We start from the raw sequence: 13556 nt of genomic DNA on the forward strand, positions 1-13556 counted from the left end.
GTCACTCCCCTAAATCATGTTAGCAGGTGCAAGCATTAGTCGTACCTCGTTTTAACAGTGTTACTGTTTACAATGTATATTAGTAATTGCTATAATCACTAATATTCAAGGTGATGCCTTGTCAATCAATCCTGCCCCACAGCTCAGTTATGCCGTGCATTCATTTCGATAGACCCACGTTACGGGACGACTCAAAACATTTGGATTTAATAAGTCCACTGTTAGTCGTTTCGCGACAAAGCCAACGGCTCAGGGACTAACGAAGGGTATGCTTTAAATGGCAAAGACTAATTTCTCAGCGTTAGACGACGACGCTAAAAAAGTATGGTCACGTGATACGTGGCACCAAGCACGCGAAAAAATGTTCGTGTCGAAGTTCATGGGCTCAGGCCAGAACGCAATGATCCAACGCATTACCGAGCTAACTAAGTCAGAGCGCGGTACAGAAGCGATTGTGACATTAGTACCGGATATGCACGGTGACGGTATCGTTGGTGACAACGAATTAACTGGTAACGAGGCGACGCTAACAGCTCACCAAGATAAGGTTGAGGTTGACCAACTTCGTAACGCGGTTAAAAACACTGGTAAATTAAACGACCAAAAAACAGTTGTTAACTTCCGTGAACAAGCTCGTGACCAGCTGGCTTACTGGCTATCAGACCGTATGGACCAAATGACGTTCCTACAATTAGCTGGCCTAGATTTCGCGCAAACCAACGATGGTCGAGTACGTCCTGGTCAGGGTGCGAATGACGACAACCTTTCAGACTTAGCGTTCAACACTGCGGGTGGTTTAGCACCGACTTCTGAGCGTCACTTAATGTGTCTTAAAGGCGGTCAAGTTGTTGATGCTGATACGACTGCGATCACCGCTGACGACAAGCTGGGCTACGACCACATTGTGCGCCTGCAAGCAATTGCTAAGACTCGCTATATTCGTGGTATCCGTGGTAACGGCGGTTCAGAAGTGTACCACCTGTTCCTACACCCAATGGCGTTAGCAACGTTGAAGCTAGACCCAGACTTCAAAGAGAACGCGCGTCACGCTGGTGTTCGTGGTGATAGCAACACGCTATTCGCTGGCGGTGAGTCATACATTGTTGATGGCCTACACATCCATGAGTTCCGCCATGTACCGACTACTTTAGGTGCAGCTAGCGGCTCTAAATGGGGTGCTGACGGCAGCGTAGATGGTTGTATGGGTCTGTTATGTGGTGCGCAAGCATTAGGCTTCATTGACCTAGACACTGCGTCTTGGGATGAGCGCGATCACTTCGACTACGGTAACAACTACGGTATTGCTTACGGCAAAATCTTCGGTATGAAGAAAATGCAGTTTAAGGACGCTAAGAAGTCTTTAGACCGCAACGTTAAGCAAGACTACGGTGTTTTACGTATCGACTTCGCTATCTAAGTTAGGCCAAGGGAGTGAGTCGACCACTCCCTTTCAAATGCAAGAGATTTATAAATGAAAGTTAGAAATTTTACACGCCAAACAATCCGAGTGACAGCACCAATCGGGGGTCATGTATTACTCGTTCGTTCAGGTGAAACTCGTGATGTTCCAGCACATCTTGAAGATGCGGCTATCCGTGCTGGCCTAGTTCCATTAGAAGATATTGAGCTGCAATCGGAGCGCGAGGCAGCGATTCTAGCGGAAGAAAAAGCTAAAGCTGAGGCACAAGCCAAAGAAGAGGCGAAAGCTGCTGAGGAGCAAGCTGCGGCGCTAGAAGAAGCGGCTCGTAAGGCGAAAGCTAGTGAAGCTGCGAAGAAGGCAGCTGCAACACGCGCAGCGAATAAAGCGGCTCGTAAGTAATAGAGGCATATTGTCATGTTAACCGTAGGAACAATACTAACAAATCGCGTCCGTGTCCTTCTACGAGACATTGACGAAGGCGGCGTACAGTGGCGTGACCCAGAGTTGATCCAATGGTTCAACGAGGCATGTGCTGAGGTCGCAAGAGTTCGCCCAGAGGCGTGTAGCACTACAGGCCCATTCCAACTACAGGCTGGCTCAAAGCAGAGTGTGGCAACGCTAGGTGCGTCACGTGTGCTTGAGGTTATTTGTAACATGAAAGATGGTGCGGAAGGTCGCGCTGTTCGTCACGTTGAGCGCTCTACGCTAGATAACGAAGACCCTAATTGGATGGCGGGGAGCAAGACTGACACCGTATTTCGTTACAGTGTGAGCTTAACTGACCCACGTTCGTTCTACGTTTACCCCCCGGCTGACGGCACAGGTAGCTTGTTGATGGTTACAGGTACTACGCCAGATGAGGTTGAGTCACTAACCGACGCGTTTCCGCTACCGTCGATGTATGCGGCTTGTGTGGCTAACTACATTCTGCACCGTGCGTTTGCTAAGTTCACTGAGTCGGAGTCTATGCAGGCTCGGGCACAAAACTACTACAACGTATTTATGGCGCAGATTGGTGATACTCAAGCAAGCATGGAGAATGACAATGCCAAGACCCGTGACCCAATAGGGGCGTAGCATGGCGAACGTTCAAGAATGGGTTGATAGCATCAGAATGGACGTGCCTGAGCCACTAGATACAACGGTGGCTCGCCAAGTTAGGTACGCTATTCAAGAGTTTTTCAGGGCATCAGAGGCATGGCTACACACGGAGCGCATCGAGCTTGTAGAGGACAATGCGCCACTTGAGAACATGCCTGATAAAACGTATGTCGCTGCTACCAAGTATGCCTACTTCGAGCCAGAGGACAGAGATGGGCGTTACAAGCTTGTGAGTGAGCTACCCCATCGGTTAACACCCGCAACACGCGTAGGGTGCTTTGCGCACAGTGGCAATAGAATCCTTTTAGACGCTTTTGAGAAGGGTACGCTTGAGGTGTCGGTTGTTGTGCAGCCCAACCGTAATATCGAGAGCGTACCTGACTCGCTAGGTGATAAGTGGTTCGACGTTATCCGACGTGGCGCTGTTGCTCGTCTGCTGTCTATGCCTGAAAAGGAGTGGTCAAACCCACGTGCTGCGGCCACCTATGAAGCGCACTTCCGCGAAGGTATCGCAAAAGCCAAGCGTGAGGCGCGAGACGACCGCAGTAGGCCAAAGCGTTCTGTTAGGTTCAATAAGGGCTTCGCATGGTAACTGACCCATTTGCAGTAGATGATATTGAAATGGTGTTCCCTGTGATAGAGCCGTATATCGAACGGCTCTATCGTTGTTTTGGCGGATACCCTGTGGAGGAGGTTAAACGCCTTCTTACTGTTCGAGCTGCAACGCTTCATCTAGTCGGTGATAACGCGTTTTTTATAGCACAGTGGATTGACGACAAGGCGCATGTATTGTGTGCCGCAGCAATGAACGGCCACGCTGGTAATTGGCCTGAAATAATGGCAAGTGTGTCCGACTACCTTAGAAAGCTGGGGTGTAAGAAGTTCACCTTTACAAGCCCACGTAAAGGGTGGTCGAAGGTAGCGGAACAGGTTGGTTTTAGTGTTGAATCTGTAACGTATGTGAAGGAGCTTTAATGTCTAGTCCTGATAAACCTAAAACATCGGAAGGTGAAAAACTACAGGTCGAGCTTGCGTCAAAAATGTTTGATGAAGGCTCAAAAGTAAAAGAGGCAACGCGTGACTCGTTCATGGCCTCGAACAGACGCGACAATCGTTCACAGCTTATGGCTCGTGTTGGCGCGGAGTCCGCGAAAGTGAGTAAAGAGCGGTTGCAAGAGTCCCGTCGACAAGGGTCATACAAGACCGTAGACGGCGGAGTCGATGTTAAATCGGCTGGTATTGCGGCAACGGGCAAAGGTGGCCGTTCGTACGATACGGAGGGCGATATTGTTCGTCGTGATACGTCAAGCACAGAACGTGTGGCTCGCAGCATGGGTGCAGAAGGCCAACAGCGTTCAATGAGCGACTTCGTTGAGGACAACAAGAAAAAACAAGCAGTCTTTGACCTGATCGGCGCGGGTGTGAGCGCATACGCGTATAGCAAAGATTCAGGCGAGAGTGGTAAAGGTGACACGGGTAAAACGTCAGGAAATGATGCTAACGCAAGTGTCGCGGATATTTTAGGAGCGCTTAACTAATGGCTACGACTACAAGCGAAACTAGCACAAACGATACCCAGTATTCTAAGTTGCCTTGGAATGCGAACAGTATGAGCAGCATATCTCAGTCGTCTACTGCTTCGGTGGTCAATAATATGATCAACAAGGCTAAGGCTCAGGCTTCTTCTGAACTCGATTATGAGGCGGAGTTGGAGCGCATGTACCAGAACCAAATCACTGATTATGAGCAGAACACTCTCCCGATTATTAATGACTTGCTGGACGAGTCTGAAAGCACGTCGATTGTAGATAGGTCTAGGCAACTAAGCGCTGGCCTTAACGCTAAAACGTCTGAGGTGGCTAGCCGTCAACTAGGGTACAGCATGGGCGGACAGTTGGCCTCGCAGCAGAACGCGCTGGCACGTAGCCAAAACAGAACGGTAGCGGCTTCACGTTCGGCTACTATGACTCAGGCTTACGAAGATCAACGTGTTAAACAACAAGCGGCACGTACGCAGCTTATGTCTATTAGCGAACAGTTACAGTCATCGGGTACAGCTTCAATGTCACAGGCGTACCAAGCTAAAGAGCAGCGCGACGCGGCTTACAAGGCGGCTAAAGGTGGCTTTATGTCACAAGTTGGTGCAGTGGCCGGTGGTGTTATCGGTGGTGTGTTCGGTGGCCCAGCGGGTGCGGCGGCTGGTGCGTCAATTGGTGGCGCGGCAGGCGGAATGATAGGAGGTTAAAATGGCAGGTTATGGAATGCGTGATGGCTCGGCCATTATCAATGCGATAGGCCAGTACGCGCAATATGCGGAGCGACGCGAGGAACGAGAGTACCAACGTGATCGGCAAGAGCGCTTAGACGCGGAGAACATGCGCCGCCAGCGTTTGGCAGATGAGCGCAGTAGTGCTTTGTTTAAGCGCCAGATGAGCGAGTACGACTATAAAGATGCTGAGCGCCAAAGAATAGCTGATGAGCGCAAGCGTTTACAGGACGCGCGACAGGGCTATGTTGATGATGTTGTATCTTCGGTGGACGAGCAGGAGCAGGCTGAGCTTAGTAGGTTTAATCGAGCGCTAACGCGTGATGGTGGCAACGTTGAAATCGCTAGTAATGGGGATGGCACTGTGTCATTTGGTGTACTCAAGTCTGACGGCCAACGAGCGCCATTGACTGTGAACCCGAATGACAATTCGAGTACGCCCCTTCGTGCAAGAGAAGAGGACTTAGAACGCCTACAGGCTCATGCGGCGAACAGTATTCGTGTAGCGGAGCAAAACGGTGTAGACCCTGAACATCATGCAGCGTATGTACGTGCGGGTTTTACAGCTGATGAGAACGGTATCGTGCGCGAGGCTTCGGGAAATGAGTTCATGAACAACCTCAAAAAACAAGGTTTGCTTGATGTTATGCGAGGCAAACAGGTTGGGACTGATAGCGATGTGCCTACGCAAGAGAACCTTGACCGTTCAGCTGCGGGACAAGAGGCCGCTAATGAGTCTAAGCGAGAGGGCACTCGTCGTTTAGCGGGTGTTAGTGGTCGTGTCGCTGCGCTGGAAAAGGCTTTCGGTAAAAAGGCCCATGGTGAGTCTGCTAGATCATCGTTCAAGGGTGATGTTGCAACGGTTACGCCAAGCAACAAGGTAAGCACGCCAGAGGGCGCTGATGACTTAGCCAAGACTAAGGCTGCGATTGATCAATCAGGTGAAGAGCCGCCGAAGGTGAATCGTGCCCTAGAGCCAATAGCACAGGTTGAGGACGTTGAGCAAAAGATGCAGGCCATTAAGGACAAGTACGCGGCTAAACGCAAGCGTGCCGCTGTTGTTGGTGAGCTTTACTTGACGGGCAATATCAACGAAAAGCAAATGCGTAACTACATGGATACGGGTGATATGCGTTTTAGCACGCATGATATTGAAAAGCATAGAGCTGATATTTATGAGGCGCAGGCTAGTGCTAAGGCTAAGGTGATAAAAGCGCGTAAAGAGTTACTTAACGCTCAAGTGGCGGCGGCAAAAGCTACAACCACCAATGTAGAGTCACAGCAAAAAGCGCTTAAAGACACACGTAAGTACCTCGGTGATGTTGGCGCGTCGGTCGCTGGTTATATTGGTAGCATTCGAGGCTACAAACCTGCGCAAATCAAAGGGCTTGAGGCACAAATTAATATCCTTGCCGACCGCTTTATGGCTAATGGCCGCTACAGTGTTGAGGCTATGAGTACGCCAGAATTTGCTGCAATGTGGTCGCATGGCATTGAGTCTTACCTTCGTGCTGAACCTAACGCTGACTTAACGGTGATGAGTGTCACGCCTTACATAACGGCGGTTGAGGCTAAGTATAAGCCAGAAACGGCTAATACGATCAAAGCTGTTAGCGCGTACTCAGGCCGTGGGATTAGTGAGGTGAGAGACGCGTACAACAGCAAATACAATGAAAATCGTATGGAGTACGAGAGTAAAGGTGGTGAGTGGAATGCTGAAACTCAGCGCGATTTCGACGAGCTGTTCAAGGAAGAGTATCTTTATAAAAAGTAGTAACACTACTAAAAAAGCCAACAGTATTAATGTTAAAATCCCTAGCACTAAAGAGTGTTAGGGATTTTTTTATAAGTATGAGTAATTTCCTAGATGAGTTAATCCGAAGGGGCGAGGGCAGGGGTGACTTTGCCAAGAACAAACCAGAGGGTGCGATTGATGATGTTGAGCTGCGGGATGGTGACAGCGGTGGTATTGGGGAGCAAAAAGACGCGCGTTTTGAGGGCTTCAACACCGTTGAAAAACCGCATGATTGGCGTAGCGACAAGCACCCGAACGCAGATGACGCTCAGGCCTTAACGCAGGGCGTGCTTGATGAAGGTGGCTACGTTGTAAGAGGTGAGAAGCGAGGTGTTTACGGTCGTCCCTTGTCGTATGTGTATGACAAGAATGGTCATGACATCGCGTCGCGTATGGTTGAGTCGGGTGCAGCAGCGCCAGACAGAAGTGTTGACGGTACGCAGGCTGAAATGCTTGGTATCGCCCGTCGAGCGTTGGGCTATGCTCCGTCAAGCGACGAGAAGATGAATGAAGTAGGCCAGAAGGTTCGTGAGAGCAACGATGAGTTCAAGCCGTGGGAAAACGCTATCCTTGAGTCAAAGGTGTATGACCGTCGCTCAACGTTTGAACGCGCGTTCGAGCGTGGTACTGACGAGACTAAGGCTGCGCTAGGTGGTGCGCTTAACTACATTGGCGAAATGGTGGGTAACGACGAATGGGTCGAGGAAGGCCGACAAATTGCTCGTAGGCATGGTGTAGATGCGGCCTTAAACAAGCGTAAATTTGAGTCTGTTGACCAAGTTGAGGGTTTTGGTGACGCTTTAGACTATGTGGTGGAAACTCTTGGCGAAGCCGCCCCTGGTCTTATAGTCGATGCGTTAGCTACTGCGGGTACTGTGGCAATCGGTGCAGCGACAGGTGGTACAGGTGCTGCTGCGGGTGTCGGGCTAATGGGAGCTATGCGAGCTACCGCTGGTCGGGCGCTCATGAAAGGTGCGAAAGCTGGCCTATACGCTGGCCCTGCGTTATCGGGTTTCGTACAGTCTGCGGGTGCTATGGAAAACCGCTTAGATAGCACTGGCGAAGGTGAACATTCAGCAGCTTCAACGTTGTCAGGTGTCACTGGCGCTGCGCTAAATGCACTGCCTTTTGTTGCTGTTTTTGGCAAATCGCTAAAAGCTACTGGCCTATCTGATGAGGCGGCGAAACCAGTTCTGGATGCCCTTGCTAAACCGTCTGTCGCTAAGCGCCTTAAAGACGTTCTAGGCACTACAGCAATCGGTGCTGCGGCTGAGGGTGTAACTGAAACAGCACAAGTGATTACAGACGAAATCATTGCTACGGAAGTGGGTGATGATGAGTGGCGACTAGAAACGCGTGATGCTGTTGAAGCAGGTATCCGAGCTGTTATCGGCGGTGGTGCTATGGGTGGTATCGCGTCTACAGCGGGTAATACCGTTGGCTTTATGCGCGAGTACAACCAAGCACGTAAAGGCGCTGATGCCGAGGGTGAAACAGTAGATGCCGAGGGCTGGAAGGCTGACACAGTGGAAGAAGTTGAGGACGACGGCGTACCGTTCTCAGGTGATGATGCACTTGAGCAGAGTGTTGAACGAGCAGCTAAGAAACGCCCTAAGAGTAAGCCCAATGCGAAGGAAGGTGATGATGAGCCAAGCGTTGTAGGCCAAGGCCAATTTGATTCCCTCACCGCACGCGATGTACCTAACCTAAGTAGCGACCGTTACGACGAATTGCGCGAAATACTTGAGCCGAAGGGCAAGCCATTATCGGAGGCTGAAATAGGTGCGCTTGTGGATAATGGGACACTTACTGACGAAGAATTGGCGCGTTACGCAGCTGATAGTCACTATGGCGCAAGTACACCGCTAAGTGGCGGTTACGATAAAACGCGTGGTGATGAGGCGCTTGCTCGTGTGTTCAAACAGGTTGTTCGCCTGTCTCGTGATGGCAAACTTAAGCTAACTGAGCAGGAACGTAACCGTTTAACCGAGGCTGAGGAAGAAAGCACAGACACCGCGTTAAGAGCGGCACTTGGCGCTATTAACCCAGAGTTCAACAACATTGTGTACCGCAATGCTAATCAGTTCGATGGTCGCGCTATGTTCCGTGACTACGCCAAAATCAAACGCGACCGAGTTAAGAACCGTGAACGTATCAAAAAAGAGGCGCAAGTTGAGAAATCAATCGAGAACGCGCCGACTGTTCAGATCCCAAAAGGTGAAGCACCAAAAGAAAAACCAAAAGGTGTCGTAAAAAGCGCACCAGATTGGATTAAAGAAGGCCGTAAGCCGAGTAAAGAGGAAGTCGATGAGGCTATGTCTATGCTTGATAATGCAAAGGACAAGCTCAAGGTTAGAATCAGAAGTGTCATAGAGGGCAAGGGCAAAAATACTCAGGCCGCGCGAGACATTTTCGCAGTCGAGGTGGCTAAGAACGCTAAGCAGTTAGCCGAGGTAGGCCAGCACTATGACTTTGAATCGACGGGCTCTATTGAGGCCGACAAGCTCACGCTACTTAACAAGATTGTTGATAGCAGTATCGCTGGCACAAAACCCGATGCGGCTAAGCCTAAGAAAAAGGCGCAGAAGCCCACTACCACTGAGGGCAAGGTGGAATACCTTAAGCGAGAGCTTGGTACACGTACAGCGAGTGACGGGGATATGGGCAAGCTGCTTGAATCACATGAGCAGTACGTTAAATTCGTCAAAGATGGTGATGCGGTCGACCCAGCTAAATTGTCCGATACTGCGCTCAACACGCTAAAACAACGTGAGAAGTTCGCTGATAATGAAGCGATAACTAAGCAGATCGACGAGCTACAGGCGCGTGTTGATAAGTTTGAGTTCATTCAATCATTCCGTAAAGCCGTTGACTCTATGTATGACGAAACCGCAGCAACTAAGTCGCAGCGTGAGTTAGGCGAAAGAACAGACCAGCAAGTCGCCTACGCTGAGCGTGATGAAAATGGTGATGAGCGAAATGTAGGTGACGTTCAAAGTGTTGTGGACACCGGTGATAACGACCTAGAAGTTGCGGCCAACTACACCCGTAGAACGCAAATGGCCGAGCGTGTCTACAAAGAGCTAAAGAAAATCAAGGGCATGAATAACGCTGCACTTGTTAAGTTCATGCGTGAAACGGTTAAGCCTACAGAGCGCGAGGCAGCACTTGGCGACCGTCTACCTAAGCGAACACGTAAGCGTAAGCCTATTGATAACCAAAAAACGACGAAGGACAGCCAGTTCGATCAGTTCGATACAAGCAAGCCGTTGTTTACCTATGGCGACCAAGAAAAGCGACCAGATACCCGCCACTTGTCGAAAGGCACGGTGAACCGACTTAAGGAGCACCTTGAGAATGAAGATTTTGAGGCGTTCGGTAAGCTACTCGAAAAGACGGGTATTATGCCTAAAGAGGCCACTATTGGTGAGGCCAAGATGACACCTAGCGAGCGCCTAGCATCGGTGGCTCGTAACTCGTTCGCCAGCAATAAGCTATACAGGGCAGCTCGCGCACGTTCGGGTGATAAACGAAGTGATCGGGGTCTTGTAGTCCGTGACAACGAATCGGGCAAACCGTTGAATGTCGACCTAGACGCAGTTACACGCTGGGCATTACGAGAAGATAAAATCGACTTAAATGACAGCGACGCAAAAGTGAACGAGGAGCTTGCAACTGCGGTGTTAAGTGGTATCTCAGCGTTGGCCGAGCTACGCCTTAACGATGGTCGCCCTATGTTCAGCTTTAACCTAGACACTATCCGCGATAGCGCTGTTGTGTACCGTGTCGATGGCGATAAGTTGGCGTCGGTTACGATGGGGTCTATCCGAAACGGTATAAACTACAAGGGGAAAAAACGCAGCGAGAAAGTTGATGTTGTGCAGCCTAAGCACGTTGACAGAGAACAGCGCTCTACGCTTCGTAGAATAGGTATTAAGCTATCAGATAAGCCAGAGTTCAATTCTATCATTGCAGCGGCTGAGAATGCCGTAGCGGTCGGTGATTTGTTGCCTAAAGAGCTGGTTGCCCTTACTTCGTCAATAGAGCATAACCTAAGAGCTAACCGTACGCTGTCTGACTTGATGCCAGAAGATATAGGCAATGTGTACCGTGATGAAGTGTCTTACGATGATATTGCTTCATTGATTGCCGACTCAGTTAATGAGGGGAAAATCACTGAGGAGCGCGGTGATGAGTTGTTGCTTGACGCTAAAAACCGTGTGTTCGACAAAGAATACGAACAAGCGGCGAAAGACGGTGGTGAGTTGACGATCAAAACCCAGCGCATTGATGACGAATTGGCTAACCGTGATGACGTGTCTACGGTGAGCAGCACTCGCGGTGTTTTGCATAAAACTAAGCGTAAGGACAAAAGCAACAAGAAGGCCGATAATAAATCTATAACGCGCAAAGGGCTAGAGCAAGATGTTAGTACGGCCAAAGAGCAGTTGGAACGGGCTGAGAAATGGGCTAAAGGCGATATGGACAAGCTTGTTGCTGATGCGCAGTCGGAGCTGAATAGTGCGCGTAAACGCATGAGTAAAACACTTGTGTCCGCTATCCGCAGAGGCGAAATTGAGGGCGTTACAGTCGCGCAGCTTAAGGAAGATGAGAAAAAGCTACTTAGCCTTCTTGAGTCGCCTACCGTAAAGGGTGAACCCTCAACTAAGGGCACTACGAAGCAAAAGGCTGAGAATACGGGCGAGCGACAGCCTGTAAAAAATGGCCCCCTCGTTGTTAATGGCCGCTCGCTTGATGCCATACGCCAAGCTATCAAAGAAGGTGGCGTGAAAGGGGTGTCTGTAGCCGAAATGCGTAACGCGCACGGTGACATTGATAGCGCAAGCCCTGCGCTGCTAAAGGCTGTGGCAGACCGAGAGGTTCGTGAGTCTAAGCGTATGTTTGTTAATAAGGGTGACTTTGGTGAGTCTCAAAGCGCGTATGCAGCGCTGCAAAACGCAAAAATGCGAGTCAACGAGGCTAAGGCCATTAAGGCCCGTGCTGTCGACTCAGGTAGAGAGGCAGAGGTTCGCGCAGCTTTAGTTGATGAGGCACGCCGCAAGTTGGAAGTAGCTGAGATTGCACTTAAAAGTTATAAGGCTACAGAGGTTGGAAAAGGCACGGATATGAGCAAAGGCCGTAAAATCCAACTTAACCGCAAGCTGAAAAAAGTCGTGCAGCGTAATCGAGGGCTAGCGAAAAAGTCTATGTTCCGTTTCTTTGAAATGACGCGTACTAGGCTAAACCGTATTCACCCAGAGGCCGCAGCGAGGGCGGATAGCTTCACGTCGATTCAGAGAAATGATACGGAGTATTTTGCTTCACGTATTGGCAAAGAGGTCGGCAATAACAAGGCTATCCAAAAGGGCTATGAGGACTCACTGAAAAAGGTTAAAAGCCCAGAGCGCGACAAGTACGAAGCTTTTATCTCAAAACTAAATACTTACGTTAAGAAACACGACAAAAACTTTAAACCGGTATCGTCTAAGGTTCATTTAGACTTGCATGCTGTTGAGCGGAATAGGGAAGGCTTCTTGTCGATACTACGGGAGGCGGACGTTAAGAACCCAGAGTCGGTGCTTGACTCAATACTTGATGGTCGAGGCTATCCAGAGTTCGCCATTAGGCCAGAGCTGTCTAACCCGCCAAGGTCAGGCCGCAAGGTGCTAGAGCCACTTTACCATAAGTTGAAGGAAGGGGGGTTCGCGGATACTGATGCGCCTAGACACCTACTGCGCCTTGTTAACTCGTCGACTAGCTGGGCTGCGTGGAATCAAACGCATGGCGGCACTAAAAATGGCAAGTGGGATTCAAATGCTGAATTTGAGCGCATTCAGGGCGAGGTGCATTCAGGCAATCGTCAGGAGTTCGCTAAGTTGTACCAAGGCGTAACGGGGCGTTTAGGTATGAATATGTCGCCTGTTTTACGTAGCTTAAACTCTGCGGCGTTGGCATTCCAGTCGGCTACGGTATTGTGGTTCACTGGCCTAGCGAGTGTGCCAGAGGTTGCAGCGACTTATGCACGTATGCGCGGTGATACTAATGGTATGCTGGACGATGCAAAGAGCGTGTTGACTAGCGTTGGCCGTGAGAAAATGTTTAAGGTCGCACGAGACTTTGACATTATCACTGATGATGCAATCGAGCACTCGCTACAAGAAATGTATAATATGAACGACTTAACAATGGGGCGTGTGTCGCAGAGTGTGCAAGCGTTCGTGTTCAAATACAACGGCCAGAATTACGTAACCAAAATGACGCGTGCAATAGCGACTAAGGCTGCTGAGCGCTACCTTGTGCGTGCTGTAGAGGACGGGGCAGACGGTGAAAAACGATTAAAAGAGCTAGGTGTTACTGCGGCGGATGTTAAAGCGTTCGCATCGGATGCGGACATAACAAGTCCTGCTGGCAAACGCTACCGTGATGCAGTTCACAAGTTCGTTAATGAGGCCGTGACTAACCCACGTTCTACGCAGTTACCGCTTGTGGCGAACGACCCGCGTTTCTTGCTTGTTACTACGCTTAAAAAGTTCTTCTACGGCTTCTACGACAACGTACACAAGTCGTTGGCTAAAGGCTTCAAGGACAAGAGTTCAAGTGTCGACCCTTGGAAAGCGGTCGCTGTTACGGCGGCGGTTGCGCTCCCATTAGCACTTGTTGCGGAGCTTACACGCGAGCAAATCAGATACCCGTTTGGTCGCCCTAAGTGGCAGGGTGAGCGCGATATAGCTGATTGGGGAGGCAGTGTCCTCGCTGCTACTGGCTTACTTGGCCCCGCAACGATGGCCGAGTCTATCTACGCGGGTACAACGTATGGTAATCACCCCGTAGTGGCGGCTTTGGGTCCGACTGCACAGTTCGCTGTCGATGTGGCTACGCTGGAAATGCAACCGAGTCGTGTTGTCCCGCTGGCAAACCAGATACCTTGGATGGCTAAGCCTATCAATGAGTCGGTCAAGAATTTAATTAAATAA

The 13556-nt window shown here is 50.1% G+C and carries 9 protein-coding genes; all 9 read left to right on the forward strand.

Translation table 11 applies throughout. The features are described from left to right. Positions 1-277 precede the first annotated feature (277 nt). Positions 278-1417 (forward strand): N4-gp56 family major capsid protein, encoded by a 1140-nt coding sequence (locus tag EJ103_RS07520; RefSeq protein WP_126006870.1) that lies wholly within the window; start codon positions 278-280, stop codon positions 1415-1417. 90 nt (positions 1418-1507) lie between these two features. Beyond that, positions 1508-1819 (forward strand): hypothetical protein, encoded by a 312-nt coding sequence (locus tag EJ103_RS07525; RefSeq protein WP_126006872.1) that lies wholly within the window; start codon positions 1508-1510, stop codon positions 1817-1819. 15 nt (positions 1820-1834) lie between these two features. Beyond that, positions 1835-2497 carry a DUF6682 family protein gene (locus tag EJ103_RS07530; RefSeq protein WP_126006874.1) on the forward strand — a complete coding sequence of 221 codons (663 nt, stop codon included), beginning with the start codon at positions 1835-1837 and terminating at the stop codon, positions 2495-2497. A gap of 1 nt (position 2498) precedes the next feature. Further along, positions 2499-3113 (forward strand): hypothetical protein, encoded by a 615-nt coding sequence (locus EJ103_RS07535; protein WP_089347530.1) that lies wholly within the window; start codon positions 2499-2501, stop codon positions 3111-3113. Further along, positions 3107-3496, forward strand: coding sequence for a hypothetical protein (locus tag EJ103_RS07540; protein WP_126006876.1), 390 nt, complete (start codon positions 3107-3109; stop codon positions 3494-3496). The genes EJ103_RS07535 and EJ103_RS07540 overlap by 7 nt, the downstream gene beginning before the upstream one ends. After that, positions 3496-4059, forward strand: coding sequence for a hypothetical protein (locus tag EJ103_RS07545; RefSeq protein WP_126006878.1), 564 nt, complete (start codon positions 3496-3498; stop codon positions 4057-4059). The genes EJ103_RS07540 and EJ103_RS07545 overlap by 1 nt, the downstream gene beginning before the upstream one ends. Further along, on the forward strand, positions 4059-4766 hold the full coding sequence (locus EJ103_RS07550) for a hypothetical protein (RefSeq protein ID WP_126006880.1): 708 nt from the start codon (positions 4059-4061) through the stop codon (positions 4764-4766). Before EJ103_RS07545 ends, EJ103_RS07550 begins: the two co-directional genes overlap by 1 nt. 130 nt (positions 4767-4896) lie before the next feature. Beyond that, a complete protein-coding gene (locus EJ103_RS07555) occupies positions 4897-6561 on the forward strand; it encodes a hypothetical protein (RefSeq protein WP_126006882.1) in 1665 nt (554 codons plus the stop codon). Positions 6562-7085: 524 nt separating this feature from the next. Further along, positions 7086-13556: a hypothetical protein gene (locus EJ103_RS07560; protein ID WP_126006884.1), complete on the forward strand. Its 6471-nt coding sequence runs from the start codon at positions 7086-7088 to the stop codon at positions 13554-13556.

Source organism: Pseudoalteromonas sp. Xi13 (genome assembly GCF_003952205.1).
GTDB classification, from domain to species: domain Bacteria; phylum Pseudomonadota; class Gammaproteobacteria; order Enterobacterales; family Alteromonadaceae; genus Pseudoalteromonas; species Pseudoalteromonas atlantica.

What these genes read in the sequence shown, in the direction of transcription:
- EJ103_RS07520 (WP_126006870.1), top strand. Translation starts at nt 278, where the DNA reads ATGGCAAAGACTAATTTCTCAGCGTTAGACGACGACGCTAAAAAAGTA.
- EJ103_RS07530 (WP_126006874.1), top strand. Translation starts at nt 1,835, where the DNA reads ATGTTAACCGTAGGAACAATACTAACAAATCGCGTCCGTGTCCTTCTA.
- EJ103_RS07535 (WP_089347530.1), top strand. Translation starts at nt 2,499, where the DNA reads ATGGCGAACGTTCAAGAATGGGTTGATAGCATCAGAATGGACGTGCCT.
- EJ103_RS07540 (WP_126006876.1), top strand. Translation starts at nt 3,107, where the DNA reads ATGGTAACTGACCCATTTGCAGTAGATGATATTGAAATGGTGTTCCCT.
- EJ103_RS07545 (WP_126006878.1), top strand. Translation starts at nt 3,496, where the DNA reads ATGTCTAGTCCTGATAAACCTAAAACATCGGAAGGTGAAAAACTACAG.
- EJ103_RS07550 (WP_126006880.1), top strand. Translation starts at nt 4,059, where the DNA reads ATGGCTACGACTACAAGCGAAACTAGCACAAACGATACCCAGTATTCT.
- EJ103_RS07555 (WP_126006882.1), top strand. Translation starts at nt 4,897, where the DNA reads ATGCGCCGCCAGCGTTTGGCAGATGAGCGCAGTAGTGCTTTGTTTAAG.
- EJ103_RS07560 (WP_126006884.1), top strand. Translation starts at nt 7,086, where the DNA reads ATGAATGAAGTAGGCCAGAAGGTTCGTGAGAGCAACGATGAGTTCAAG.